Source organism: Kitasatospora sp. NPDC001132, assembly GCF_053598415.1.
The window spans coordinates 135,776-161,949 of record NZ_JBSFKF010000010.1; the positions used below are offsets into that span (position 1 = coordinate 135,776).

Genomic DNA, 26,174 nt, shown 5'->3' on the forward strand with positions numbered 1-26,174 from the left:
AGGGTGGGCGGGACCTTCCGCCTGCCCTGCCCACCGGAGCGCCCGTGCTGCACCTTCGCCTGATCGTCCCGCCCGACCTCCGGAACCGCGTGCTGGACTGCCTGGACGAGGTCGTCGGGGTGACACACGTCGTCCTGCTCCCGGACGCGGCCGTCCGGCCCGCCGGTGACGTGGTGCTCTGCGACGTGGCCCGCGAGGCGGCGGACGAGGCCCTGGGCGCGCTGCGCGCCACGGGGCTGGCCGAGCGCGGCGCGATCGACGTCTCGGCGGTCGAGCTGACCCTCTCGGCGGCGGCCGAGGAGGCCGAGCGGCTGGCCCCCGGGGAGGGGGCGGACGCGCTGGTGTGGGAGTCGGTCTCCGAGATCACCCACGAGGAGTCCACCCTCACGTGGGTGTTCCTGGCCTTCCTCACCACAGCCACCATGCTCGCGGCCTGTGGCGCGGTGCTGGACAGCGCGATCCTGATCGTCGGCGCGATGGCCGTCGGACCGGAGTTCGGGCCGCTGGCCGGGCTCTGCGTGGCGGTCGTCCAGCGACGGCTGCGCCCGGCACTGCGATCGTTGAACGCGCTGGTGACGGGTTTCGTGGTGGCGATGGGGCTGACGGTCTGCTTCGGGATGCTGATGGAAGGCCTCGGGCTGTTCAGCGAGGCGAGGTTCGACGCCGTGCGGCCGAACACCTCGTTCATCTGGCAGCCGGACGCGACGTCCTTCGTGGTCGCCTTCCTGGCGGGCGTCGCGGGGCTGCTCTCGCTCACCTCCTCGAAGGCCGGGGCCCTGGTCGGCGTGGCGATCTCGGTCACGACCGTCCCCGCCGCGGCCAATGCGGCCGTCGCCCTCGGCTACGGCGACGTCAAGCAGTTCTGGGGCTCCAGCGTGCAGTTGCTGCTGAACCTGCTGGGGATCGTGCTGGCCGGGGTGCTGACCCTGTTGGTCCAGCAGGCGGCTTGGGCGGTGATCCGGCGTCGACGGGTGACGGCGAAGGGCTGACGGGTTTCAGCTGACGACTTTCAGCGAACAGATTTTGAAATCTGTTCGCTGAAAGTCGTCGCCTGTTCGCGCGCCCCGCTCCCGCCCGCCGCCACTCCTTCACCCGGCCGCCGCCCGTCGACCAGCGGCGGGACCTCGCGCGGGGCGGCGGCGACAGCGCGCCACCACAGGCGCAGGGCGGGCGGGCGCGCGGGTTCGAAGGGCTTGCCGGGGCGGGGCACCGCGAGCCGGGCACCGAGCGCCTGGGCCGCGGTGACCACCCGCTCCGCGGGCTCCTCCCAGGGGTGCAGCGCGAGGTTGAAGGTGCACCAGTGGATCGGCAGCAGCAGCGCGCCGCCCAGGTCCAGGTGCGCCCGCACGCCCTCCTCGGGGGTCATGTGCACCTCGGGCCAGAAGTCGCTGTACGCGCCGACCTGCATCATCGTCGCGTCGAACGGGCCGAGCCGGCGGCCGATCTCGGCGAAGCCGGGGAAGTAGCCGGTGTCCCCGCTGTGGAAGATCCGCCGTCCGCCGCCGGCCACCACCCAGGACGCCCACAGGAACAGCGAGCTGGTGCGCGGCCCGCGGCTGCAGTAGTGCCGGGCCGGTGTGGCGGTCAGGGTCAGCCCGGCGACCTCGGCCGACTCCCACCAGTCCAGTTCGACGATCCGCTCGGCCGGTACGCCCCAGTGCTCCAGGTGCGCCCCGACCCCGAGCGGCACGGCGAACACCGCGTCCGTCCCGATCAGAGCCCGGACGGTGTCCATGTCGAGGTGGTCGTAGTGGTCGTGGGAGATCACGACCACGTCCACCGGCCCGAGTTCGGACAGCGGCAGCGGCACCGGGTGCAGCCGCTTGGGCCCGGTCCAGGAGAAGGGGGAGCAGCGCTCGCCCCAGACCGGGTCGAGCAGCACCCGCCGCCCGCCGATCTCGGCCAGCACGGAGGCGTGCCCCAGCCAGGTCAGCCGCAGTCCGGACTCCGGCGGCGCGGCCAGATCGACCGGGAGCAGCCGGTGCAGCGGAATGGCGGCGGTCGGCCTCCGGCGGGCCTTGTCCCCGGTCAGCTGGGCGTGGGTGATCTCCAGCGGGCTGCGCTCGTACACCAGGCGGCGGGTGGGCACCGGGTTGTGGAAGGCGCCGTCGGCGAACTGCGGGGAGCGGCGGATGCGGGCCAGCCGCTCACCCCTGGGTTCGGCGCCGAAGGGGTCGGTCCGGAGCCGGTGCCAGGCGGCCCGGGGCAGTCCGGCCAGACCGGGGACGGCGCGCTCGGCGGCGGGGCCGGTGGCCGGCGGGGCGAACTGCGAGGACAGACCGGCGAGGCGGGAGAACCACGGGGCTGGGCGGGGCACGGCTCCTCCAGGGACGGTCACGGCTACCGGGCGGGCCGGGGCGCTCAGCGCAGCGCCCGACGGGGCTGCTGCGATACGACAACCATCTCGTCGGAGGTTACTCGTCGTGGGCCGTCCGGACCTGGTGGAGGGCCCGGCGCGGTCCAATCGGGGGACCCGGGAGGAACGGGTCGCACGCCGTCGCCCGGGCCCGCCCGCTCCACCCAGGCCCGCGCGCCCCCGGCCCGGCCCCGCACGCCTGCCGGTCCGGGCACGCCTGCCGGCCCGCGCGCCCACGGCCCGGGTGGGCGCGCTCCCGTCAGGCGTAGAAGCGGGTGATCGTCTCCGCGACGCAGTGCGGCTTGGTGCTCCCCTCGCTGACCACGGTGAACCGCACCACCGCCTGGACGCCGCCCGGCACCTCGGTGGCCGAGAGCAGCTCGGCGGTGGCCCTGATCGCGGTGCCCACCGGCACCGGGGCGGGGAAGCGCACCTTGTCGGAGCCGTAGTTCAGCGCCATCCGCACGCCCTCGACGGCGTAGCACTCCTTCGCCAGCACCGGGATCATCGACTGGGTCAGGTAGCCGTGTGCGATGGTCGAGCCGAACTGGCTGTCCTTGGCCCGCTCCGGGTCCACGTGGATCCACTGGTGGTCGCCGGTCGCCTCGGCGAACAGGTCGATCTGCCGCTGCTCGATGGTGTGCCACTGGCTGGTGCCCAGCTCGGTGCCGACGGCGGCGGACAGCTCGGCGAGGGAGGCGAAGGTCGTCACGGTGAGCTCCTGGTGGGGACGGGCCCGGGGAGGGGTCAGGACGCCGGAAGCGTATGCCTACCCACCGGTATCTGTCAGGAGCCGAACGGAAAACCGGTGTTCATGGGCCCGGCGGCGTCCGCGCTCCCCAGGCCTACCTGCCCGGCACCCATCCGCCCGGCGTCCATCCGCCCGGCACCCACCTGCCCGGCGTCCATCCGCCCGGCGCCCGAAGGCCGCCGCGTCTGGCGGGCCAGGGCGCCCGGCCCGGTCGGGAACAGCCGACGGCCGCTCACCAGCTCCGGCACCAGCGCGACGAACAGCGGCTCCGGATCGCCCACCCAGGGCCGCAGTCCTGAGCGCAGCACCCGCCGGACCTGCTCGGGGTCCGTCATCACGTCGGCCCGCCCGTGCACCAGGACGCTCCACCCGGTGCGGGTGGCCGGGTCCAGCAGATCCGCCTGGAAGGCCACCACCGTGCCGTCAAGCCCGCGCGCGGTGGCACTTCCACGGCGCACGGCGAGCACCAGCCGCCCGTCCAGGACCTCGAAGGAGACCGGCAGGACGGCCGGCAGCGCGTGCTCGGTGTACACCACGCGCCCGACGGGCACGGTGCTGAGCAGCCGCAGGCACTCGGCCTCGCTCAGGGTCTCCACACGGTCCTCACGCTCCATGCGTCCGATCGTCCTCGGTCGGCGCGCGTACCGATAGGGCCCATGGTCCCTGAGCGGACGGGCCGGGAGCCCCGTCGGAGGCCGTCGGGGGCGGTAGCCTGCCCGGCGGGTGGAGAAACGGTGGAGGAGGGGGACGGCCGGATGGCGGGCGGGGTCGATCTGGTGGTGATCGGGGCGGACGGCGGCCCCGACCGGGCCTTCGGGGGTGCGGCGCTCGCACCGGACGGCGCCCGGCTGCTCGCCGAGGTGCTGCCCGGGATGTGCTTCGACACCGGAGCGGCCGGCTGCAGGGTCACCACGGTGCCGCCGGACGCGGACGCCAACGCCATGCTCACCGCCGTCCGGGACGCCGCCCAGCACCCCGGCCGCTGGCTGCTGGTCTGCCTGGTCGGCCAGTTGGTGGCCGACCCGCGCGGGCGCCGACTCGCCCTGGTCACCGCCGGCAGCACCGCCGACAACGCCTACCGCCGGGGCCTGGCCTGGGACTGGGTGGTCAGCGCGATGGTGCACGGCGACCAGGAGGAGGCCCTGCTGCTGGTCGACGCGGTGGCCGACCGGGACACCTGGGCGGCGGTGGAGAACGGCGAGGACGGCGCCGGCGAACTGTTGAGCTACTCCAGGGTCCCGCTGTGGGGCCGGATCGGCCGCTACGCCCCGGGGAACCGTTACGCCCCGGGCAGACGCGGCCGGGACGCCGTACTGCCGGGTGGGGAGGGCTCGTTCAGCCGGGCTCTGACCACCGTCCTGCGCCAGGGCGTCCCGGGTGCCCCCGCGGCCGTCGCCCCGCTCGATCTCCAGCCGGCCGTGGCCGCCCTGACGGGCGGTGGAGAACCGGTCGGTAGTTCGGGTGCGCCTGGCGCGCGCCTGCTCGTTCCGCCGCACGCCGGGCGGCTTCTGATGCGCAATCGGGCCGCGGTTCGGGGCGCATTGGCCGGATTGTCGCTTTCCGAGGAACTGTTGGCCGTTCTGTGGCGGGAAAGTGCCCCGACGGAACCGCCTTCCGCGTAAGGTCAGGGGGCCTGAGGTGTTGCCGTGATGGGGTGGGTTGGCGAAGAATCGATCCCCAGCGGAAACACCGGTGGGACGGCGGAATTCTCCTGGCGGCCGTGGATCACGGATCAGGTCGGTCGCAATGAGGTGGGGCCATGCGGCAGCGCGGAAATGTGTTGCGCCCTGGGGCGGTTGGGGTCGGTGGGGCGGTACTGGTGTTGCTGCTCGGCGCCTGTGCGAGCGGTGGTGCGGGTGGTTCCGTCGATCGCCTCGGGTCGACTGCGCCCACCGTCGCGGGAGCGGATCCGCTAACTCCTTCGAGTGGTTCGGTAAACGGCTCGATCGCGCCGACCAGCGGCCCGGAAGGGGCCATGGGGCGGCTGGCCCTGAAGGCGTATCAGGATTGGTGGCAGGCCCAGGCGGACGTCTTCGGGCGTGCGGATTCGGACGGCTACGGACTGGAGCAGTACTCCTCCGGCCGGGCGCTGTCCGACAGCCTGGTAAGTCTCCGTCAACTACGCGACGCCAAAGCGGTCATGACCGGAGCACCGCGCAATTCCGCGGTGGTCAAGGCCATCGACCTGAAAGCCGATCCGCAGACCGCCGTGATCGAGGACTGTGTCGACCTGTCGGACTGGCACCGCGTCGATGCCGTGACCGGGGCCGCCAAGGACCCCGGATCCCGCCTGAACCGGTACGTCGCCACCGCGTCCCTGCGCTGGTTCCAAGCACATTGGTTGATCAACGACTTCAAGCGGGAGGTGGACCGGACATGCTGAACGCGCGGAAACCGGCCCGGCGGATCGCGATCGCCGTGTCGATGTCGGCCGGCCTGCTGCTGTCCTCGGCGGTGAACGCGTCCGCGGACGAACCACCGGGCGGCGGGGCCGAACAGTGCTACCCGACCGTGATCTGCGTGGACGTCCACTCCGGTGGAACGACCCCCGGGCCCGGCGGATCCCAGCCCGGCGGCGGTTCGGATACCGGGCCGCAGCTGTGCGACTACCACCAGGTCACCTGGGCCTGCCACGACCCCGAGCTGGGCTGGTTCAGCAGCAGCAAGGGCTGCTACTTCCGCCCGCTGGACAACCCGCCGGCCGCGGGCGACCCGGCGTGGGGCGGCCACGACCCGAAGGACGGCGCGCTCTACACGAAGGTCTGCCCGCAGACCGACGGGGGCATGGGCGGCGCCGAGATCGTCTTCGAGGCCACCACGCCGGGGCAGGACGTCACCACGGAGGCCAGGGTCATCGAGCGGGCCACCGACCAGGTCCACTTCACGCCGCCGGTGGGCCGGGCCGCACCCCAGAACACCGCGGTGGTCAACGCCCCGGTCTGGCTCTGGGCGGACGGCGCCGCGCTGCCGGGCGTCGGCCACGCGGAGCTCGCGGGCATCGCGGTCACCGTCACGCCCCGGCTGGTGAAGGCGGACTGGAGCTTCGGCGGCAACCTCCAGACCTCCTGCGCCACGACCGGCACGCCGTACGACCCCAAGTACGGCGACGCGAAGTCCCCGGACTGCGGCTACGAGTTCAGGACCAGCTCGGCCGGCGAGAAGAACGGCGTCTTCAACGCCACGGTGACCATGCAGTGGGAGGCCACCGTGGTGGTCACCGGAGGGCCGAACCCGCGGACGTTCAAGCTCCGGGGCATCAGGCGGAGCAGCACTCCCTTCCAGCTCAAGGTCGCCGAGATGCAGGTGCTCAACTGAGCGCGCCCGAACGGGAGCGGCCGGCCGACCGCTCCCGGGTGGTGGCGCCGGTACGGCGATTCACACACTGACCAGCCAGACCAGCCAGACCAGCCAGACCAGCCAGACCAGCCACACCAGCCTGACCGGCCAGACGAGCCGGAGACGAACGAGGGAAGGGCGGAACCCGGTGGAGAACCGTACGTTCGCGACGCCGGGATCCGGCACCTCCGCGGGCGCGGCGGCGTCCGTGCCGCTCCCGGAGCAGCCGGAGCAGGGCGGCCGGGGCAAGGGCCGGGGGCGGGCCGTGCCGCACGCGCCCGGGCGGACCATGCGGGCGCGGCGGCGGCGCCCGGCGGTGCTGGCGATGGCGGTCGCGCTGATCGCGGCCGGCGGACTGGGCGGGGCCGTCCTCTACAACAGCACCGGCCAGCGGGTCGCGGTGCTGGCACTGGCCCGGGACGTGCCGTGGGGACAGGTGATCACCGAGGACGACCTGGTGGTCGCCCGGATCGCGGGGGACCCGGCGCTGCACCCGGTCTCGGCCCAGGACCGGGCGAAGGCGGTCGGCATGCGGGCCGCCACCGACCTCAAGCGCGGCGCGATGCTCACCGGCTCCGACCTCGCCCAGGGCCTGTCGCTGCAGCCCGGGCAGATCGTCGTCGGCGTGTCGGCCAAGCGCAGCCAGCTGCCCGCCAGCCGGCTGCAGCCCGGCGTCCAGCTGGTCATCGTCTTCACCCCCGACAACGGCCGGGCCGACTCGCTGCCCGCCACGGTGATCACCGTCGGCCGGGTGGACACCGACGGCAGCCAGGTGATCGACGTGGCGGTCGGCACCGCGGACGGGCCCCGGCTGGCGCAGTGGGTGGCGAGCGGGCGGATCCAGGTACTGCTCGCGCCCCGCGGCGCGGCGGCCGGTGCCCCTGCGGCCGGAGCCCCCGCGGCCGGTGCCCCTGCGGCCGGTGCCGCGCCGGCCCCGGCGGCGAGCGGCGCGCCCTCGGCCGCCGCCGGCACCCCGGGCGCCCCCGCACCCGGCACCCCCGCGCCCGGTGCCGCCACCCCGGGCGCCGCCACCTCCGGCGGTGCCTCGCCCGGAGCGCCGGCCGCGACGGGCGGTGCCTGATGGCCGTGATCGCGGTGGTCGGCGGCCCGGGCGCACCGGGAGCGACCACCACCGCCCTGGCGCTGCTGCTGTCCTGGCCGCTGCAGCCCGGCCGGCGGATCCTGCTGGTCGAGGCCGACCCGGACGGCGGCGCGGTGCTCGCCGGCGCCCTGGAGGGCCGGGTCGAGGCGGTGTACGGGCTGCGCAACCTGGCCGTCGCCGACCGCCGCGGGCTGCTCGCGCAGACCATCTGGGAGCAGCTGATCGACCTCTCGCCCGAGGGCGGCGCCGAGCGGCTGCTGCTGCCCGGGCTGACCGACCCCACCCAGGCGCCCGGCCTCGCCTACACCTGGGAGCCGCTCGCCGAACTGCTGCGCGGCGTGGAACAGCAGGGCTACGACGTCATCGTGGACCTCGGCCGCTCCGGCGCCACCGGCCACAGCGCGGTGCTGGCCCGCCGCGCCGACGTGGTGGTGGCGACCGTGCGCACCACGCTGCGCGGGCTGAGCTCGGTCCGGCCCCGGCTCGCCGCCCTGGCCGAGGACCTGGCCTCGGCCGGCACCGGGGCGGACGCGCTCGGGCTGCTGCTGGTCGCCGAGGGGCCGTACACGCGGGCGGAGGTGTCCCGAGAGCTCGGGCTGCCGGTGCTCGGGGTGCTGCCGCACGCCCTCCGGACGGCGAAGGTGCTCTCCGACGGCGGGGACACCACCGACCGGCGGTTCATCCGCTCGGAGCTGATGCGGACGGCGCGGTCGGCGGCGGACGAGGTGCAGCTGCTGATCCGCCGTCGGCGCCAGCGGCTCGCGCCGGGCGTCGCGCAGGACGCGGCGCCGGCCCAGCTGACGGCGGGCGGTGCGGCGGGTGGTCCGGCGGCCCCGGTCGCGGCGGCGGTGCCGACGCCCCCCGCCCCGACCAGCCCCGCCCCGACCAGCCCCGCCCCGACCAGCCCCGCCCCGACCACCCCCGTCCCGACGGCTCCGGTGCCGGCCCCGCCGATACCGACCCCGTCCGTGCCGATGGCGCCGCAGCAGTCGCCGCCGTCGCAGCCGTCGATGCCCGTGCCCTCGGCCGGGCCCACGCCCTCGCCCGCGCCGGGCCCGTACGAGCAGTCGGCGTACGGGCAGTCGGCGTACGGGCAGGGCGGCCGGCCGGGGTACGCGCAGCCGGGGTACGACCAAGCCGGGTACGTCTCGGGTGGTGGGTACGGGCAGGGTGGCCACGGCCAGGCCCCGTACGCCTCGGGCGGGTACGGCGCGGCGGCCCACGGCCACGCCGCGCAGGGGCAGTCCATGCAGGGCCAGTACGCACAAGGACAGTTCACGCAGGGCCAGTTCACGCACGGCCGGTCCGGCTACGGGACGGCCGAGGGCGAGCAGCCCTCGTACAGCCCGCCGCAGCCCGTCCCGCCGGTGATCACCACAGGACCGGTGGCGCCGCTGGCCGGGCTCGCCCCGCAGCCGGCCGCGCCGGCGCCGTTCCCGGCCCACGTCCGGTCCGCCCCGTACGGCGAGCCGGACGACCGGTACCCGCTCCAGCAGCCGAGTGTGACGGACCGTGGGGACGATCCCGACGGTCCGTACCCGCCGAACCCCGGGGAGGTGCTCCGTGCGCGGTAGCCCCCTGCACCAGCGTCCCGCCTCCGATCCGGCCGCGCTGCCCTGGAGCACGCCGGTGCCCACACCGGCGCCGGCGCCCGGCCCGGTCGCCCCGCCGCACGGGTACCAGCCCGGCCCGGTCGCGCCCCAGCCGGCCTCCGCCCAGCCCGTCGCGCCGCAGCCCGTCCCGCCCGGCACGGCCGGGCCCACCGCCGTGCCCTCCCAGCTGCCCTCGCTGGACCTGCGCGGCGCCGCCACCCGGCCCGCCGTCGACCCGCAGGTCGCCCGTGAGCTCAAGCGCCAGGTCGCGGCCGAACTGCACCAGCAGATCACCCGGTTGACCGCCGCCTCCGGCTCCGACCCGGACCGCGCCACCCGCCGCCAGCGCGGCCGGGCGCTGATCGAGGAGGCCGTCGCCCGGTGGTCCGACGCGTACGCCCAGACCCACGGCATCCCGCCCACCCGGGAGCAGGACCGCGCCCTCGCCGAGGCCGTCTTCGACCTGCTGTTCCGCGCCGGCCGGCTCCAGCCCTACCTGGACGACCCGGAGATCGAGAACATCCTGATCAACGGCTGTGACGATGTCTGGGTCTCCAAGGTGCACCAACCCCTGCGCCAGGTACCGCCGGTGGCCGACAGCGACGCCGAACTCGTCGAGCTGCTCCAGGACCTAGCCCGCCAGCACGGCGGCGGCGAGCGCAGCCTGTCCACCGCCAGCCCGACCCTCGCCCTGCGCCTGGAGGGCGGCATGCGCCTCCAGGCGCTCACCGAGGTGACGCCCCGCCCGTACGTGGCGATCCGACGCCACCGGGTGGCCTCCGCAACCCTGCCCGAGATGGTCGAACTCGGCACCCTGGACGCCACCTTGGCGGCCTTCCTGGCCGCCGCGATCCGGGCCAGGAAGAACGTCATGATCACCGGCACCCAGGGCGTCGGCAAGACCAGTCTGCTGCGCGCGATGGCCGCCGAGATCCCGCCGGACGAGCGGATCGGCACCCTGGAGTCGGAGTTCGAACTCTGGCTGCACACCCTCGGCCACCTGCGCCAGGTCGTCCCGATGGAGGCCAGGGAGGGCAACGGCGAACGCGTCGAAGGGCGCCTGGCCGGGGAGTTGAGCATCGGCGACCTCATCCCGGCCGCACTGCGCATGACGCTCTCCCGGATCATCGTCGGGGAGGTCCGCTCCGGCGAGGTCGTCCCGATGCTGCGGGTGATGACCAACGGCGAGGGCGGCTCGATGTGCACCCTGCACGCCCGCGGCCCGCACATGGTCGTCGACCGCATCGCCGAACTCTGCCTGGAATACGGCTCGCACATGACCGACTCACTCGCCTACCGGCTCACCGCCAACGCCCTGGACCTCATCGTGCACGTCACCATGGTCGACGAGACCGCCGTCGGCGGCCGCCGGCACCGCTTCGTGTCCCACGTCCTGGAGGTCACCGGCCTCGGGGAGAGCGGCCGGCCCGCGCTGAACACCGTTTTCGGCCCCCGGCCGGACCTCGGTGAGCCGCGGGCCGTCCCGCACACCCCGCCGCAGTGCCTGGACGACCTGCGCCGGGCCGGCTTCGACGCCTCGCTGCTCGGCTCCCGGTACGGGAGTTGGGCCACCCCGCTGCAGCTGCGGATCGGCGGTGGCGCGCGGTGATGCTGCTCTTCGCCCTGTGCGGGCTGGCGCTCGCGGGCGGCCTGGTCGCCCTGGTGGTCTGGGCCCGCGGCAGCGAGCCCGGCGACGAGGACGGGGCCGAACCGGCGGTCAACCCGCTGGCCGGCCGCCTCCACGTGTTCTGGTACGGCGCCCCCGGGACGGCCGCGAACCGGATGGTGCGGCTGCGCCGCGTCCAACTGCCGCTCGCGCTCGCCGGGGCGCCGCTGGCCTGGCTGTTCACCGGCATCCCGCTGACCGCGCTGCTGGTGCCGCTGGCCGTCTTCGGCCTGCCCTGGCTGTTCGACACCACCCGCCCGGACACCCACCGGATCGAGCGGCTGGAGGCGCTCTCCGAGTGGACCCAGCGGATCGCCGACGTGCTGCTGCTCGGCGTCGGACTCAACCAGGCCATCGTCACCAGCCGCCGCACCGCCCCGGCCGCCCTGGAGGACGAGATCGGCGAACTGGCCGCCCGGCTGCAGGCCCGCTGGCGGCCCGAGGAGGCGCTGCGCGCCTTCGCCGACAGCCTTGCCGACGCCACCGCCGACAAGGTCCTCGCCGCGCTCGTGCTGCGGGCCGGGGACAGCGGCCCCGGACTCGCCCGTACCCTCTCCGACATGGCCGACTCGGTGCGCGAGGAGGTCCGCCAGCGCCGCGCCATCGAGGCCGACCGGGCCAAGCACCGGACCACCATCCGCTGGCTGGTCGGCATCATCGTGCTGGTCGTCACGGTCGGCTCCTTCAACACCGAGTACACCCGGCCGTACGGGACCTTCCTCGGCCAGGTGGTGCTCGCCGTCGTCGCCGCCCTGTTCGTGGCGATCATCGCCTGGATGCGGGCGCTGGCCTCCCACCCGCCGGTGCCCCGGCTGCTGACACCGGACCGGCGCAGCAGGAGCGGACGGCGGTCCGCCGTACCGGCGACCGAGCCGCAGCCGGCCGAACTGCTCGGGGAGGTCCGGTGATCTCCCCCTGGTCCGTGCTGGCCGGCGCCGCCGCGGCCGGCGGCCTCGCCCTCCTGGTCGCCGAACTGCGCCCGGCGCCCCCGGACCTGCGCCAGGCACTGGACCGGCTGCACGCCACCCCCGCCGACCGCGAGCAGCACCCGGACGAGCGGCCCCGCTGGTACGACCGGATCGGCGAACGGTCCGTCCACCTGCGCGGGGTCTCCGTCCCGCGCCGCGAACTCGCCCTGATCGGCCGCACCCCGGCCCGGTTCATGGTGCACAAGCTGCTGTTCGCCGCGCTCGGCCTGATGCTCCCCGCCTACCTGGGCGCGATGGCCGTGCTGATGGACGTCGGCCTGCCGTTCGCGCTGCCGCTCGTCATCGGCCCGCTGCTGGCCGGACTGCTCTGGTTCGTCCCGGACGCCATCGTGCGCGGCGAGGCCAAGGAGGCGCGCACCGAGTACCTGCACGGCATCGCCGCCTACCTGGAACTCGTCGCGATGGAGCGGGCCGCCGACTGCGGCCCCGCCGAGGCGCTGCGCCGGGCCGCCTCGGTCGGGCAGGGTGCGGTGTTCCGGCGGATCCGCGACGCCCTGGAACGCGCGGCCACCGACCGGCTCCCGCCGTGGGCCGGACTCGACGCGCTCGCCGAGGAGTTGGGGCTGAGCCCGCTCCAGGACGTGGCCGACATCATGCGGCTGTCCGGCAACGACGGCGCCGCCGTGTACGACACCCTGCGGGCCCGCGCCAAGGGCCTGCGCGGGGAACTGCTCGCCGAGGACCTCGCCCGCGCGAACGCCGACAGCGAACGGATGGTCGCGCCCGGGGCCGCGCTGACCCTCCTGATGACCGTCCTGATCGTCTTCCCCGCCCTGCACCAGATGCTCAACTGACCGTGCCCACAGCCTCGTTCACGCCCTTCCGGGGCCCTATCGGCCCGGTCGGAGCAGCCGGCACCACCCGCCACACACCACACCACACCGCCACACTCCCGGAGATCCCGATGACCGTACGACTCGTCCAGCTGGCAGATCGGGTGCTGCGCCCCGTCCTGCTACCGGTCCAGTTCGCGCTGCTGCTGTTCACCTTCCGGCTCGGCCGGCTGCGGGCCGCCCGCGCGCGCGGCGACCGCGGAGCGATCAGCATCGAACTCGCCCTGGCCATCATCGCGTTGGTGTTCGTCGCGGGCGCCGTGGCGACCGCGCTCTACCTGCTGAAGGACAAGGTCGTCAAGAAGGTCGAGCAGGACCCGAACATGCCGGGCGGCGGCGCGGGCGCGGGCGGCGCCACCCAGTGACGCGTCCTGCTCTCCGCCGCAGGGGCGACCGGGGGGCGATGAGCCTGAGCCTGGCCATCGTCTTCCCGGTCGTCCTGCTGCTCCTGCTGCTCGTCGTCCAGGCCGCGCTGATCTGGTACGACCGGCAGGTCGCGCTCACCGCCGCCCGCGAGGGCGTGGACGCCGGCCGGGTGCAGGGCAGTGCGACGGACGGCGAGAAGAACGAGGCGGCCCAGCGGCAGGCCCGCGACTTCCTCGACCGGCAGGGCGTGCACGGGTACACGGTGCGCACCGACGGCAGCACGGCGCAGACCATCAGGGTCACCGTGCGGTTGAACCCGCCGCTGCTGATACCGGGGCTCAGGGCGCCCGCCGTCACCCAGTTCGCCGAGGCGCCGCGAGAGCGTTTCGTGGCACCGTTGGTGACGCCGTGACGGGCGTGACGGGCGTGACGGGCGTACCGGCGGCACAGGCGGCACAGGGGGCGCCGGGCGGCGGTCGCCGGCCGCGGTCCCGTCTTCGGTTCCGGTCACGTCCACGTCCGCGCAGGCGGGACCGGGGCGGGATCGCGATCGAGGCGGCGATCGTCGTGCCGGGCGTGGTCGGACTCGTCCTGGTGGCCATCGCCGCCGGGCGGGTGCAGTCCACGGCCGGCACCGTGGAGGCCGCCGCCCGGGCCGCGGCCAGGACCGCCTCCCTGCAGCGCAGCGTGGACGGCATGGACCAGCCGGCCAGGGACTCCGCCCTCGCGACGCTGCGCCAGCAGGGCGTGTCCTGCCGCAACGGTGACGTGCGGGTCGGCAGGGGGGAACTGAACCTGCCGGGCGGACCGGTCACGACCGTCACCGTCACGGTGGTCTGCGACGTGGAACTGGCCGACCTGCTCGGCGGACCGTCCGGGGTGCCCGTGACGAAGCACCTCGTCGGCGAGTTCACCTCGGTGGTGGACCGTTACCGGGGCACATGACGGCGCGCGGCGCCGTCGCCCGGAAGACGGGGGATTGGAGACGGCCCGTGCGGGGGAGACGCAAGCGGAGAGCGCCCGGGGGATGACACAACGGTACCGAGCGGCGCCCGGTGGGGGCCGGTGGGGAGAGCATCGTGCGAAGTGGGGGGAGGAGACGGGAGTGGTGAGCCGTCTGCGGCGACGGCTGTCGGCGCGCCGGTCCGACCGGGGCGCGGTGGCCCTCTTCGTGGCGATCTGCGCGGCGTACGTCGTGCTCGTCATCGCCCTGGTGATCGACGCCGGCGGCCGGCTGCGGGTCGCCGAGCGGACCGACGCCTACGCCCTGGAGGCCGCGCGGGTCGGCGGCCAGCAGCTCGACCGGGCGGCCGTCCTGCAGGGCAAGGGCTTCAAGGTCCAGGAGAAGTACGTCCGGGACGCCGCCGACGCCTACCTCGCCCTGTACGGCCTGCGGGCGGGCGAGGTCGAGTTCTCCGGCGACGGCAAGGTCGTCACCGTCACCGTGCGGGCCGACTACCGCCCCGTCCTGCTGGGCGCCCTCGGGGAACGGAAGGTAACGGGCAAGGGCAGTGCGACCCTCGTCCACGGAGTCGAGAAAGCGGAGACCGACTGATGGCCGCGCCACGTGCCAAGGACCAGGCCCGTACCGCCCAGGCCCGTACCGGCCGGGCCGGGACGTCCCATCGCGCCGGCGGCGCCCGAGGGCCCGCCGCCCCGGCGCCCCGACCACCCCGCGGGCGCGGCCGTGCGGTGATCACCGCGCTCGGCGCGCTGGTCACCCTGCTCGCCCTGCTGTTCGGCGTCCCCGCGCTGCTGCTGTACGGCACGGAGGCGGTCGCCGGGATGGGCGAGGTCGCCTCGGGCGGGGTGGGCGAGGCGCTCACCAGTCCGGACGACGGAAGCCTGTTCCTGTGGGCGCTGGTGGTCGTCGGCTGGATCGCCTGGGCCTGCTTCGCGCTCTCCGTCCTGCTGGAGATCCCGGCCCAGCTGCGCGGCCGGATCGCCCGCCGCATCCCCGCCTTCGGCTGGAGCCAGCGGCTCGCGGCCGGGCTGGTCGGCTCGGTGCTCGCGCTGGTTCCGGTGGCCGGTTCGGCCTTCGCGGCCGTTCCCGAGCCGGCCCACGGGTCAGTCGCCCAGGCCCAGTTGGCGCCGGGTGGCGCGCAGCGTGCCGCACTGCCCGCCGCGCAGGCCGCGCCGGCCCTGACGCCGGCCGCCGAGCAGCAGGCCACGTACACGGTGCGGGACGCCCGCCCGGCCGACAGTCTCTGGTCCATCGCCGAGCGCCAACTGGGCTCGGGGGAACGGTGGGTGGAGATCGCCAAGCTCAACGACGGCCGCGTGATGGGCGATTCGGGCATCCGCTTCGACGCCGAGCGGCCGATCCAGCCAGGCTGGGAGCTGCTGATGCCGGCGGACGCCAAGCCCGACGAGCCGAGGACACCGGCGCCGGCTCCCGCCCCGGCTCCCTCGGGGGACGCCGCGCAGGGCACGCCGCAGAGCGCGCCTCAGGGGGCCCCGCAGGCCGGGACGGAGGCCGGCGGCCCCGGTGGTGCGGGCGGTTCCGGTGGGCAGCACACCGTCACCGTCCAGGCCGGGGAGAGCCTGTCGACCATCGCCCAGCGGGAGCTGGGGGACGGGGAGCAGTGGCCGAAGCTGTTCGAGGCGAACAAGGGGGCGCAGGCCCCGGACGGCGAGCAGCTGACGGATCCGGACGTGGTGGTGCCGGGGATGGTGCTCACCGTGCCGGGGACGGGGGCCGCCACTCCGGCGCCTGCTCCTGCTCCCGCTCCCGTGGACCAGGCGCCCGCTCCGGCGCCCGCTCCCGCTCCGGCTGCCGGGGACCAGGCCGCGGCGCAGACCCCGGCGCCGGGCGCTCCCGCGCAGGGCGCGCCGCAGTCGGCCCCGGTGCCCGCGCCCACGCACACGCCGGCGCACGCGCCCGCCGCGCACGCCGACCCGGCCGCCGACGACGACTACGGCGTCGCCCTCTCGGCCTCCACCGTCGGCGTCCTGCTCGCCGCCATCATGGTCGGCACCGTCGCCCACAAGCGAGGCACCCAGCAGCGCGCCCGCCGCCCCCGGCACCGCATCGCGATGCCCGAGGCCGAGGCCGCCGCCTTCGAGAACGAACTGATGGCCCGCCAGGACCAGGCCGGACTGGAACTGCTGGACCGCGCCCTGCGCACCCTGGCCCGCAACACCGTGCGCGGCGGCAAGCGGCTGCCCGCCATCGTCGCCGCCCGGATCACCCAGGGCCAGACCGTCGAACTGCACCTGTCCGGCCCGGCCACCCCGATCGCGCCGTTCCGCGCCGCCCACGCCGCCAACGTGTGGTGGTGCAGCGCCGACTCGGGCGACCTGCTCAGCCCCGGCCAGGCCCGGAAGACCCCCGCGCCGTACCCCGCGCTCGTCACCCTCGGCACCTCGCCGGACGGCTCGGTCGTCCTCGCCGACCTGGAGGCCGTCCGGCTGCTCCACCTGTCCGGCCACCAGGACGACGCCCGGGACGTGCTGCGCACCCTCGCCATCGAACTGGCCCACAGCCCGCTCGCCGACCGGCTCCACCTGCACCTGGTGGACCTCGCCGAGGAGGTGCCGATCAGCGGCCCGGCCGCCGAACGCGTGCACCGCCACCCCACCCTGGAGGCCGCGCTCGCCGCCCTCGGCCCGCGCACCGCCAAGGCCCGCGCCACCCTGGTCGCCGCCGAGGCCACCAGCCCGCGCGAGGCCCGCAGCCGCGGCCAGGCCGACGAGTCCTGGACGCCCGAGATCGTGCTCTGCGCCCACCAGCCCGGCGGGGACGTCCCCGCCGAGCTCGGGCGCCTGCTCGACGCCCGCCCGCGCACCTGCGTCGCCGTCATCACCCGCGCCCCCGAGCGCGGCACCGGCCCGGTCGCCCGCTGGACCCTGCCGACCTCCGGCCAGGCCGCGATCCCCGGCCTGCACCTCACGGTCGAGCTGCAGCGTCTCGACGTACGGCAGTACGACCAGGTCGCCGAGCTGCTCCGGGTCGCCGACGACACCACCCAGCACCCGGCCCCGGCCTGGACCCTGGACGGACCGGAGGACGACACCGACACCACCGAACTGCCCGCCGCCGTACCGGTGCTGGCCGCCGTCGGGGTCTCGGTCGCCTCGGCGGTCCCGGCGGTCCCGGCGGTCTCGGCGGTCGGCGGGGCGTCGGCTGGTGGCGCCCCGGGCGGGGGCGCCCCGGGCGGAGGTGCCGCTCGTGGCGGGGTCGTGGCGGGCGGGACGGACGAGGGCGCGGACGCGGCTGCCGGTCCCCGGCTGCTCGCCCGGGTCATCGGCACCGGGGCCAGCCCGTTCGCGGGCACCGATCCGGTGGCGCCGGCTCCGGCGACTGCCGCCCTGCCGCCCGCGGCTCCGGCCCCGGTTCCCGGGTCGGCTCCGGTGCCGGCCGGCCCGGCGCGTTTCGTCGTCAACGGGCAGGGACGGCAGGCAGCCACCGACGAGACCACCCGTGACCTGCGGCGGCCTGACCCGACGGAGGGCGACGGGGCGGACGAGCCTGGGGACTCCGCTTCGGAGTCCACGGCGACGGTCGTGCTCGCCGTCCAGCCCGTCGTGCCGCAGCCGGTCGCGCCGCGGCCGGTGGCGGGAGATCCGGTGGCGGCGGAGCGGACCGGCTCGACGACCGTCGAGGAGTCGGCGCCACTGGCCGAGCACGCTCCGGAGTCCACTTCGGAGGCGGCTTCGGAGTCCGCCGCCGAGTCCGCCGCCGGTACCGGGCCCGCCGGGGCCACCGGGTTCGCGGAGGCCGTCGAAACCGCGGACACGGTCGGTACGGAGGAACCGGCGCCCGCCGTCGAGCCAGGCCCCGCCGCCGTCGCCCAGGTCGCCCGGACGACGCCCGGTCGCAGCGACAGCGACGACCTGCTCGCCATCCTCCGCTCCCCGGAGGCGCACGCCCCGCGCAACGCCCCCCGGATCCGGTTGCTCGGCCCGGTGGACGTCGCGGGAGCCCTCGGCGCCGCCGCACCCGGCGCGCTGCCCCGGCTCACCGAGCTCGCCGTCTACCTGGCGCTGCGGCCGGGTTCCGAACTCCACGTACTCGACCACGACCTGCACCCCGGGGCGGCGCACCTCGACCCGCACCCCACCGCGGCCGACGCCAGGAGCCCGCTGCCGGCCAAACTCTCCGACCTGGCCGACTGGTTCGGCACCTCGCCGGAGGGCCGCGCCTTCCTGCCCACCGAGGGCACCGAGGGCTACGCCTTCGCCCCGGCGGTCACCTGCGACTGGGACGAGTTCCGCAGCCTCTACCGGCGCGGCATGCGCAGCACCAGTGCCACCGCCGACGCGGCCCTCGCCCACGCCCTGGCCCTGGTCCGCGGCGCACCGTTCGCCGAGGCCCCGCCGGCCTCGTACGGCTGGGCGGAGGCCGAGCGGCAGGACATGATCGCGGCGATCGTCGACACGGCCCACGAACTGGCCGCCCGCCGCCTGCAGTACGGCGACCACCGCAGCGCCGAGGCCGCCGTCTTCCGCGGCCTCGCCGTCGCCCCGGACGTCGAACTGCTGCACCGGGACCTCTTCTACGCCTACGCCTCGGCCGGCGCCCGGGACCAACTCCTGCGCGCCGTCAACCGGTTGGACGCGCTCAGTCGCCGCACCGGCCGGGACCTGGACGCCGACACCGTCGCCCTGCTGCGGGACCTGCTCGCGGGGTCCTGAAGCGGACCGCCGACTGCCCGGTCACCCCCACGGGGGTGACCGGGCAGTCGAGTTGACTGGCCGGTGGCCGATGTGGCGGCCGTGTGGACGTCTCGCACGGATGTGGCCGGCGCACCGTGGGCTGGGACGGTGCGCCGGCCGGTCAGACCGTCCGCAGCCAGGTGTCCAGGGCTGTGAAGTCCGCTTCGGTGAGCCCTCGTCGGGGGTCCACCCGGTGGAGCAGGGCGCGGGCGGGGGAGTGCGCGGCGACCCAGCGGTCGTCGGCCTCGGTGATCTCGTCGTCCACCCAGGCGAACGGCCGTCCGCCCGCCCATTCGACCAGCGCACGGGTCTTCCAGTGCAGGCCGTCCGGTCCGTCGGGCCAGTCCGGGGTGTCCGTGTCGTCCACCGGCCAGTCCACGACGGGCAGTCGGGGCAGACCGAGCCAGGGCGCGAGGCACTCGTTGGCGTCCTCCAGCCAGGTCGTGGCCCAGACCGGCTCGGCCGGCAGGCGCAGCAGCCGCGGCCCCAACTCCGGGTCCACGCGGGCGATCAGCGGGTTCCCGGCCGCGGCCGTGCCGGACGGGACGTACGGGCTGCGGTAGGTGGGGTAGCCGCCCGGGGGCGGGGCACCGAAGGGGATCAGCGGGCCGTCCACGTCGAGGAACAGCAGGGGGCGATCGGGATCGATCATGACGGCACCATAGCGGGACGGGGCGGGCGGTGGGCGCGCCGATCGGCCACCCGGCCTGGAACGGGTGAGCCGGGATCTCGTAGGGTGGCGCGCACGGAGTGTGGTGGCAGGCACCACGCAGGCGAGGGCATCAGACGCCGCGGGAGCGGCGGGGCGGGGCGGTGACCAGGAGATGGCGGAGACGACAGCGGTTTCCGGAGGTCCCGACCCGGCACCGGAACCGGGTCCCTGGGACGCCGTACCGCCGCCCCCGCGCCTCCCTGCCGAGGACCACCCACCCGGTCCCGCCGCGCTGTACGAGCCGCCGCCGGCGCCTCCGGTCGCCCCCGCTCCCGTCCCGGCGCCCGCTCCGGTCACCGCCTCCGTGCGGGGTGCCGCGCAACCGGTCGGGCAGGCGCCCGCGCCGCCGCCCGCGCCCCCGACGGCACCGCCCGTTCCGCCCACCGGATGGACCCTCACCGGGCTGCCCGCCGCCGGGGCCCTGTCCTCGGCGACCCCGCCGCCGTTCCCGGTCCAGAGCGCGGCGCCGGTCGCCGCCGTCGGTGCGGGTGGTGCCGGCAGCGCCGGTGCCACCGGCGGGCTCGGTGCCGCGCCGCGCGGGCGGATCCTGGTGATCGAGGGCGGGTACGGCACCTCCGGCCGCCGCACCTGGGGCCGTGGCGGGCCGGCCCAGGCGCCGGTGCTCTCGGCGATGCTCGCCGCCGTCTCGCCGCAGGTGCTCCTCGCAGCGGACGCGGTGGACGCCGTCCACCTCCCCGGTGCCGGCGACCCGCACACCGTCCTCGCCCACCTGCGCGCCGCCTCCCGCCACCCCGGACCGCTGCTGATCCACCTGGGCGGCCACGTCGTCGCCGACAAGCGCGGCGGACAGCTCCAACTGACCCTGCGCGACGCCAAGCAGGACGGCCTCCCCTGGCCGGCCATCGCCGCCGAGCTGAGCCACCGTCCGGCCGAGTGGCAGACCCTCGTCATCGCCGACCTGAGTGCCGACCAGAACGCCTGGCCGTACCTCCAGGGCACCGTCTCGCCGCTCAGCGAGGGCATCCCGCTGTGGGCGGTGGTCAGTCCGGACCCGGAGCAGATCGGCACCTTCACCCGCGCACTGATCGAGGCGCTGCACGGCGGTCGGCCGGGTGCGGGCGAGGTGCTCGCGCCGGAGCAGCTGCGGCAGCAGGTGTACTCGGTGCTGCGTCCGGACGTGGTCATCCTGGCCACGCACGCCCCGGACCGGCCGTTCTTCCGCAATACGGCCCGCCGCGGCGAGGGCCTGCCGGCCGAGGTTCCGCCGATGCCGGCGTCGGCCGCGTCGGCGGTGTCGATGTCGGCGGTGTCGGCGGTTCAGGCGGCCGGTGTGGTGCCCTCCGACATGTCGTCGCCCCCGGCGCCGCCGCTACCGCGTCCGGGGGAGCCGCGGGACGCGGTCCCCGAGTGGCCGGTGCCGGCTCCGGCCGCGGTGCCCGCGCCGCCGACCGGGGCCCCGGCGGCCGCGGGCGGTCCGGTCAGCCTGGTCAAGCCGGGTGTTCCGCCCACTGCGCCGCGGCCGGCCCGTCCGGTCAGCCTGCTGAAGGCGGGCGAGACAGCGGCGGCCCCGGGCGTGAGCCTGCTCAAGCCCGCCCCGGCCGACGCCGAGCCCGAGGACAGCACGCCCCCGGCGGGTGTCACGCTCCTCAAGTCCCGGCCGGAACCGACGGTCGAGGCCGTCGCCGAGCCCGAACTCCCGCAGGAGGAGGCCGTGGTGGCCTCCGAGGTCGCGGTCGGGGAGGCCGTCGAGGGGGCGCGCGAGGCCGTCGAGGAGCCCGGGATCGAGGTCGAGTCCGAGGTCGAGGACGAGGTCGAGGTCGAGGCGGCGTCCGAGTCCGAGTCCGAGGTCGAGGCGGAGCCTGGAGCCGCGGAGGAGCCCGAGGACGCCGTCCCGGTGGAGCCCGCGCCGACGGACGAGGTGCCCGTCGAGGGGGAGCCCGTCGACATCGTTCCGGTCGAGGACGCGACTGCTGACGAGCTGTCGACCGACGCCGCGCCGCAGGACGAGGTGCCGGTCGGCGACGTGCCGCACGACGAGGTGCCGCGGGACGAGGTGCCGGTCGGCGAGGCCACCGCCGACGCGCCGTCGGCCGACGAGGCTCCGGCTCCTGCTCCGGGCGACACTCCCACTCCCGGCGACACTCCGGTCGACGCCACTGCCGGAGCCCCGGCCGATGAGGACGGCGCGGCCGGTCCGCCCCGCGCGGACTACCGCGAGGTGATCGGACGGATCGTCCGTAGCGCCGACGCCGGGGACCACGCCGCCGCCACCGATCTGGCCTTCGCCCTCGAACTGGAGGCGATCGCCGAGCACGGCGCCGTCTCCGAGCCGGTGCTGCAGGTCCGGCAGGTCCGGGCGCACGTCTGCCGGCTCGCGGGCCGGACGGCCGAGGCCGCGGACATCTACCGCGAGGTGGCCCTGACGCTGCTCCGCTCGCAGGGCCCCGACCACCCGGAGACCCAGCGGGCGGCCACCAACGCCGAGGCCTGCTGGCGGGCCATCACCGACCGTGCGGAGGCCATCCGGATCGCCCCGGAGATCATCGAACTGCGCGCCTACCTCCCGGGTGCCGACGGCCGCAAGCTCCGCGCCGCCGAGCGCTACCTCGCCCAGCTCGCCGCCACCGGCTGACCGATCGCCGACGGGCAACAGCGGACGGAAAACAGCGAACAGCTGACAGATTTCAAAATCTGTCAGCTGTTCGCTGTCGTCTGTTATCTGTTACCTGTCACCCATAGCCCGCGTCACCTGCCACGGGTGAATCGCCCGCTCACCGACCGGCGATCGCGTGCACGAACTGCGTTCCGTCGATGGTGCCCAGGCCGCTGGCGAGGTCGTAGCCCTCGGTGGCGTTGTAGCCGGTGACGCCGTCCCAGCCGTTGTCGCCCTGCTTCACGTCCACGATGCCGCTCCACTTGCTCGGCAGCAGGTTCATGCCGTACAGGCGCCAGTTGAGCTGCCCGAGGCGGTGCCCGGCGAGCTGGTCGGCGAGTGCGACGACGCCCGAGAACAGCGGAGTGGCCTCGCTGGTGCCGCCGGTGAGGTGCCAGCCGACGGAGGTCGGGTCGTAGGACTCGTAGGTCCAGGCGGCGCCGTCCACGGCCGCGCTCATGCTGATGTCCGGGGTGCCGCGGTGGTTGCCGGTGACGCCGGCGACACCCGCCTGGTACCACGGGCGCTCGAAGATGCCCGAGACGCCACCGCCACCGGCGCCGGACTTGTCGTGCCACACCTTGTCGGGCGCGGTGCGGTTGCCGGAGTCGTCCAGGGTGAGCTGGGTGCCGCCGATGGAGGTGACCAGCGGGTCCGAGGACGGCCAGGAGTTGACCTTGTACGGGTACAGGTCGGTGCCGTTCTCCTTGGCGTCGGTGGCACCGTTGTCGCCGGAGGCGGCCAGCACGGTCACGTTGTGGTCGGCGGCGGCCTGGAAGGCGTAGCGCAGGTCGGTGAGCGACTTGAAGTCGCCCTTGTCGTACCCCGGGAAGGTGTTCTCTGTGGCGCCGAAGCTCTGCGAGATGACGTCGGCGCGGCCGGCCTTGATGAGGGCCTTCTCGGCGTCCATCATCTCGGGCAGGCCGGTGGTGCCCTCGGTCTCGGCGACGCCGGTCTCGACCAGGATGATGTGCGCGTCGGGGGCGATCGCGTGGGCGTACTCGACGTCCAGGGTGGTCTCGCCCGCCCAGCCGGTGTGGTCGGGGTTCTTCGGGTCCCAGGTGGGGACGTTGCCCCACTTGACCACCTCGACGTTGGTGTCCGGGATGCCCCACTGCTTGTCGAAGACCTCCAGGTCGTGCTGGATGGTCGGCGAGCCGAAGGAGTCGACGATGACGATCGTGCGGCCCTTGCCGGTGATGCCCTCCTGGTACAGCGGGTTCAGGTTGTAGGCGGCCCGGTACTGCAGCGGTGAGTAGCAGTGGATGCCGACCTGGCTGACGCACTGGGTGGTGCTCAGCGGGGCGGGGCGGCCCTGGGCGCTGTGCTGCCCGAAGGAGGCGGGGCGCACGTGGACGCCCGTGAGGTCGCGGGCGGGGGCGGCGATCGCGGTGCCGGCGGCCGGAACGGCGACGGTGCCGGCCGTGAGGGCGGTGGCCCCCACGGCGAGCAGGGCCAGGGCGCGGCGGAGGGTGGCGGGGCTGCCCATGGGGCTCCTTGGGGCGCAGGGCCCGACCTGGTTCGGTCGGGTCGGTCCGGCCATCCCATCGAGAACTGCATGATCATGCCATAGTCATTTGGTGGGGTCGCACGATCGAGGCCATGGTCATGCTCGGCCACGCGAAAAGGTAAAGGTCATCCCAGGGGAAAGTAACCTCCCACCTGGGGGCGCCAGGTGATGACGCGTCAGAAATCCGCCCGACCGTGCCGTCTCCTGGCATCGGTGCCTCGCCGTCAGACTTGGCGGGCGCAGGACGTGAGGCGATCGGCGAACGCGATGACGAGACCGCGCAGCGCGTCGGGGCGCTCGATGACGAACGGCCGGTCGAGCGAGGCGAGGACCCAGGGCAACCAGTCGAGCTCCTGCGCCCGCAGCTCGACGCGCAGCCAGTGCCCGGCCGCCGGGTCCTGGCCGGCCGCGGGCTCGTACTCCTCCAGAATCGCGACGCTCGCGGGCAGGTGCGCGCGGATCTGCTCGACCGTCCCGTGGATCCGCAAGGCCACCTCGTGCCGGTACTCGGCCGTGGCGAACCCCGACAACACGCGCTCGGCCGGAGCGGGACCCGCGGGCGCTTCAAAACGAGCCGGGCAGCGCCCTCGCGGCCGCGATGCGATCGAGCCGGAAGGTCCGGTCCTCGCCGATCCGGGCGTCCTCGCCCGTCACGTACCACCGGCCCGCATGGGCGACGATCCCGTACGCGTGCAGTGTGCGTTCGCTGCGCCGTCCGTCGCCGTCGGTGTAGCGGATCGAGACCGGCCGGCGGTGGCGCACCGCATCGGCGACGGTGAGCAGGAGCCCGGCGTCCGGCTGGTCCAACTCACCGGGCTGATCCGTGAAGGCGAGGGCCTCCAGGAGGGCGTCGAGCCGGCGGGCGATGTGCTTGGGCAGCACCCGCCGGATCTTCGCCGAGGCCGTCTCGTTCGCCGTGCGCTCCGCCGTCGTCAGCCCTGCCCGGCGGCCGGCGACCAGGCCGAGCAGCACGGCCAGCGCCTCGTCGTCGCTGAGCATGAGCGGAGGCAGGCGGTACCCGGGGGCCAGCCGGTACCCGCCGTAGCGGCCGCGCACCGACTCCACGGGCACGTCCAGGTCGATCAGCTGGTCCACGTACCGCCGCACGGTGCGCCCTTCGACGCCGAGACGGGCGGCGAGTTCGGCCACGGTCCGGGTGCCGCCCGACTGCAGCAGTTCCAGGAGCGTCAGCACGCGGCCGGTGGGTCGGGACATGTCCGCAGACTAACGCGAATAGAGGACCGATTCTGTCCACTAATCCTCCTAGCCTGCGACGTGCACGCCTCCAGCACGGCCAAGGAGATTCCCATGGACTTCGTCTCGATCCGCATCATCACCGGCGACGTCGCACGCCTCGTCGAGTTCTACGAGCGAGCGACGGGGATTCGGGCGGTACGGGTCACCGAGGACTTCGCCGAACTCAGGACCGCGGGCGCGACCCTCGCGATCGCCAGTACCCGCACCGTCCCGCTGTTCGCCCCGGGCTCCGCCCGCCCGGCGGACAACCACAGCGTGATCACCGAGTTCCTCGTCGACGACGTGGACCGCGTTCACCGGAACCTGACCGGCTTCGTCACCGACTTCGTCAACGAACCCACCACGATGCCCTGGGGCAACCGGTCGCTGTTGTTCCGCGACCCCGACGGCAACCTCGTCAACTTCTTCACCCCCGCCACCGCGGAGGCCGTCGAGAAGTTCGCGCGCTGACGCCACGCGCGGCCGCTCACCGGGAGCCCTGAGATCGTGGGGCGCCCGGTGAGCGGCCGCCGCGTCCAGGAGCCGCCACGGGCGGGGGCGGCGGACCAAGCCGCCGGCCCCCGAAGGACGTCCGCGCTCCCGCGGCGGCTCGCCGTCGAGGGTGCCACGGAACCGGCGTCCCGAGACAACACGCCTAGCGCGCACCGCCGTTGACGTACAGCGTCTGTCCGCTGACGTAGGAGGCCTCCTCGCTGGCCAGGAAGGCGACGACCGAGGCGACCTCCTCCGGCTGCCCGACCCGGCGCAGCGGCGTCCGGGCGGCGACCTCGGCCTGGTGGTCCTCGGCGCTGCTGCCGACCCGCTCGGCGGTGGCGGCGGTCATCGCGGTGGCGATGTACCCGGGCGCGACGGCGTTGACGTTGATGTTGAACGGCCCGAGCTCGATCGCCAGGGTCGCGGTGAGGCCCTGGATGCCGGCCTTGGCGGCCGCGTAGTTGGCCTGGCCCCGGTTGCCGAGGGCGGAGCGCGAACTGAGCGAGACGATCTTGCCGTACTTCTGCGCCACCATGTACTTCTGCGCGACGTGGCTGCAGTTGTACGCGCTGGTCAGGTTGACCGTCAGCACCGTGTCCCAGTCGGACTTCGGCATCTTGAAGAACAGGTTGTCCCGGGTGATCCCGGCGTTGTTGACGAGGATGTGCACCCCGCCGAGGTCCGCCGCGACCTGCGCGAACACCGCCTCCACGGCGTCGTAGTCGGCCACGTCGCAGCCGTACGCCCGGGCGGTGCCGCCCTTGGTGGTGATCTCGGCGACCGTCCCGGCCGCCCGCTCGGCGGTGAGGTCGACCACGGCGACCGCCGCGCCCTCCTCCGCCAACCGGCGGGCGGTGGCCGCCCCGATGCCCTGCGCCGCTCCGGTCACCACGGCGACCTTCCCCGCGAACCGCGTCATGTGAACTCCTTGGAAGTTGGATCAACAGGCGACGAGCGA

At 75.0% G+C, this 26,174-nt stretch carries 22 protein-coding genes and 1 pseudogene; 16 read left to right on the top strand and 7 right to left on the bottom strand.

Annotated features, from left to right (window positions below; genetic code table 11):
* The first annotated feature begins 44 nt into the window (after positions 1–44).
* On the top strand, positions 45–989 hold the full coding sequence (locus ACWDBE_RS16455; RefSeq protein ID WP_449788812.1) for a DUF389 domain-containing protein: 945 nt from the start codon (positions 45–47) through the stop codon (positions 987–989).
* Positions 990–1,009: 20 nt separating this feature from the next.
* Here ACWDBE_RS16455 and ACWDBE_RS16460 read toward each other — a convergent pair whose 3' ends face one another.
* The 3 genes from ACWDBE_RS16460 to ACWDBE_RS16470 all read right to left on the bottom strand — a co-directional run bounded on the left by ACWDBE_RS16460 (position 1,010) and on the right by ACWDBE_RS16470 (position 3,721).
* Entirely contained in the window at positions 1,010–2,218 is a 1,209-nt protein-coding gene (locus ACWDBE_RS16460; protein ID WP_449808428.1) for an MBL fold metallo-hydrolase, read from the bottom strand.
* A gap of 397 nt (positions 2,219–2,615) precedes the next feature.
* Positions 2,616–3,068: a MaoC family dehydratase gene (locus ACWDBE_RS16465; RefSeq protein WP_449788811.1), complete on the bottom strand. Its 453-nt coding sequence runs from the start codon at positions 3,066–3,068 to the stop codon at positions 2,616–2,618.
* A 74-nt stretch (positions 3,069–3,142) separates the two neighbouring features.
* On the bottom strand, positions 3,143–3,721 hold the full coding sequence (locus tag ACWDBE_RS16470; RefSeq protein ID WP_449788810.1) for a pyridoxamine 5'-phosphate oxidase family protein: 579 nt from the start codon (positions 3,719–3,721) through the stop codon (positions 3,143–3,145).
* A gap of 120 nt (positions 3,722–3,841) precedes the next feature.
* Here ACWDBE_RS16470 and ACWDBE_RS16475 point away from each other — a divergent pair, with 120 nt between their 5' ends.
* From ACWDBE_RS16475 to ACWDBE_RS16535, 13 genes are all read left to right on the top strand, one after another.
* A complete protein-coding gene (locus ACWDBE_RS16475) occupies positions 3,842–4,729 on the top strand; it encodes a hypothetical protein (protein ID WP_449788809.1) in 888 nt (295 codons plus the stop codon).
* A gap of 137 nt (positions 4,730–4,866) precedes the next feature.
* Positions 4,867–5,490 (top strand): hypothetical protein, encoded by a 624-nt coding sequence (locus ACWDBE_RS16480; protein WP_449788808.1) that lies wholly within the window; start codon positions 4,867–4,869, stop codon positions 5,488–5,490.
* A complete protein-coding gene (locus tag ACWDBE_RS16485) occupies positions 5,484–6,422 on the top strand; it encodes a hypothetical protein (RefSeq protein ID WP_449788807.1) in 939 nt (312 codons plus the stop codon). Before ACWDBE_RS16480 ends, ACWDBE_RS16485 begins: the two co-directional genes overlap by 7 nt.
* A gap of 169 nt (positions 6,423–6,591) precedes the next feature.
* A complete protein-coding gene (locus ACWDBE_RS16490; RefSeq protein WP_449808369.1) occupies positions 6,592–7,524 on the top strand; it encodes an SAF domain-containing protein in 933 nt (310 codons plus the stop codon).
* On the top strand, positions 7,524–9,119 hold the full coding sequence (locus ACWDBE_RS16495) for a hypothetical protein (RefSeq protein WP_449808370.1): 1,596 nt from the start codon (positions 7,524–7,526) through the stop codon (positions 9,117–9,119). The genes ACWDBE_RS16490 and ACWDBE_RS16495 overlap by 1 nt, the downstream gene beginning before the upstream one ends.
* Entirely contained in the window at positions 9,109–10,746 is a 1,638-nt protein-coding gene (locus tag ACWDBE_RS16500) for a CpaF family protein (RefSeq protein ID WP_449788804.1), read from the top strand. The genes ACWDBE_RS16495 and ACWDBE_RS16500 overlap by 11 nt, the downstream gene beginning before the upstream one ends.
* The gene (locus ACWDBE_RS16505; protein ID WP_449808371.1) at positions 10,746–11,711 is read left to right on the top strand and encodes a type II secretion system F family protein; all 966 of its coding nucleotides are present in this window, start codon (positions 10,746–10,748) and stop codon (positions 11,709–11,711) included. The genes ACWDBE_RS16500 and ACWDBE_RS16505 overlap by 1 nt, the downstream gene beginning before the upstream one ends.
* Positions 11,708–12,586, top strand: a complete 879-nt coding sequence (locus ACWDBE_RS16510) for a hypothetical protein (protein ID WP_449788802.1) — start codon at positions 11,708–11,710, stop codon at positions 12,584–12,586. Before ACWDBE_RS16505 ends, ACWDBE_RS16510 begins: the two co-directional genes overlap by 4 nt.
* A 110-nt stretch (positions 12,587–12,696) precedes the next feature.
* On the top strand, positions 12,697–12,990 hold the full coding sequence (locus tag ACWDBE_RS16515; RefSeq protein ID WP_449808372.1) for a hypothetical protein: 294 nt from the start codon (positions 12,697–12,699) through the stop codon (positions 12,988–12,990).
* Positions 12,991–13,028: 38 nt separating this feature from the next.
* The gene (locus ACWDBE_RS16520) at positions 13,029–13,403 is read left to right on the top strand and encodes a TadE/TadG family type IV pilus assembly protein (RefSeq protein WP_449808373.1); all 375 of its coding nucleotides are present in this window, start codon (positions 13,029–13,031) and stop codon (positions 13,401–13,403) included.
* Positions 13,404–13,567: 164 nt separating this feature from the next.
* Positions 13,568–13,936: a pilus assembly protein gene (locus ACWDBE_RS16525; protein ID WP_392875439.1), complete on the top strand. Its 369-nt coding sequence runs from the start codon at positions 13,568–13,570 to the stop codon at positions 13,934–13,936.
* Between the two features lie 160 nt (positions 13,937–14,096).
* Positions 14,097–14,546 (top strand): hypothetical protein, encoded by a 450-nt coding sequence (locus ACWDBE_RS16530; protein WP_449788800.1) that lies wholly within the window; start codon positions 14,097–14,099, stop codon positions 14,544–14,546.
* The gene (locus ACWDBE_RS16535; protein ID WP_449808374.1) at positions 14,546–18,628 is read left to right on the top strand and encodes a LysM peptidoglycan-binding domain-containing protein; all 4,083 of its coding nucleotides are present in this window, start codon (positions 14,546–14,548) and stop codon (positions 18,626–18,628) included. Before ACWDBE_RS16530 ends, ACWDBE_RS16535 begins: the two co-directional genes overlap by 1 nt.
* Positions 18,629–18,770: 142 nt before the next feature.
* Here the strand turns inward: ACWDBE_RS16535 and ACWDBE_RS16540 are convergent, their stop codons facing one another.
* On the bottom strand, positions 18,771–19,301 hold the full coding sequence (locus tag ACWDBE_RS16540) for an HAD domain-containing protein (protein ID WP_449788798.1): 531 nt from the start codon (positions 19,299–19,301) through the stop codon (positions 18,771–18,773).
* A 364-nt stretch (positions 19,302–19,665) separates the two neighbouring features.
* On the opposite strand from ACWDBE_RS16540, the gene ACWDBE_RS16545 reads away from it, so the two are divergent.
* On the top strand, positions 19,666–21,954 hold the full coding sequence (locus ACWDBE_RS16545) for a hypothetical protein (RefSeq protein ID WP_449808375.1): 2,289 nt from the start codon (positions 19,666–19,668) through the stop codon (positions 21,952–21,954).
* A gap of 139 nt (positions 21,955–22,093) precedes the next feature.
* Here ACWDBE_RS16545 and ACWDBE_RS16550 read toward each other — a convergent pair whose 3' ends face one another.
* Complete coding sequence (locus ACWDBE_RS16550; RefSeq protein ID WP_449808376.1) at positions 22,094–23,464, bottom strand: S53 family peptidase; 1,371 nt, start codon at positions 23,462–23,464, stop codon at positions 22,094–22,096.
* 245 nt (positions 23,465–23,709) lie between these two features.
* Positions 23,710–24,700, bottom strand: a pseudogene (locus tag ACWDBE_RS16555) (helix-turn-helix transcriptional regulator).
* A gap of 93 nt (positions 24,701–24,793) precedes the next feature.
* Between ACWDBE_RS16555 and ACWDBE_RS16560 the strand changes: the two are divergent.
* A complete protein-coding gene (locus ACWDBE_RS16560; RefSeq protein ID WP_449788795.1) occupies positions 24,794–25,192 on the top strand; it encodes a VOC family protein in 399 nt (132 codons plus the stop codon).
* A gap of 184 nt (positions 25,193–25,376) precedes the next feature.
* Here ACWDBE_RS16560 and fabG read toward each other — a convergent pair whose 3' ends face one another.
* The gene (fabG, locus tag ACWDBE_RS16565; protein WP_449788794.1) at positions 25,377–26,135 is read right to left on the bottom strand and encodes a 3-oxoacyl-ACP reductase FabG; all 759 of its coding nucleotides are present in this window, start codon (positions 26,133–26,135) and stop codon (positions 25,377–25,379) included.
* Positions 26,136–26,174: the final 39 nt, after the last annotated feature.